Source organism: uncultured Psychroserpens sp. (assembly GCF_947492715.1).
GTDB lineage: Bacteria > Bacteroidota > Bacteroidia > Flavobacteriales > Flavobacteriaceae > Psychroserpens.
Genome location: NZ_CANLNS010000026.1, coordinates 1 through 334 on the forward strand (window position 1 = coordinate 1; position 334 = coordinate 334).

Consider the following 334-nt stretch of genomic DNA (forward strand, 5'->3'; position numbering starts at 1 on the left):
GTGAAGAAGCAAATTCATTCGAAGCAGGATCATTAGGATACACTAATGGTGGAACTGGAGCATGTGAGATTTCAGGAGAAGTTCAAGGAGAATTAAGTGGATCTTATTCTGAATGTGGAGGTTTATTATTTGTGGATTGGACTTACACTGATGATTGTGACAGAACAATCACAGAAAGACAACAAATCAAAGTTAACCCAGCACCAGTGGCTGAATTTGATGAAGTAGAAGACATGGAAATTTCATGTGAAGAAGCAAATTCATACGAAGCAGGATCATTAGGATACACTAATGGCGGAACTGGAGCATGTGAGATTTCAGGAGAAGTTCAAGG

At 39.2% G+C, this 334-nt stretch carries 1 protein-coding gene; it reads left to right on the top strand.

Annotation, left to right across the window (positions count from 1 at the left end):
- Window positions 1-334, top strand: a 334-nt coding sequence (locus Q0787_RS19265) for a hypothetical protein (protein WP_298905085.1), incomplete at both ends; no start/stop codon positions are given.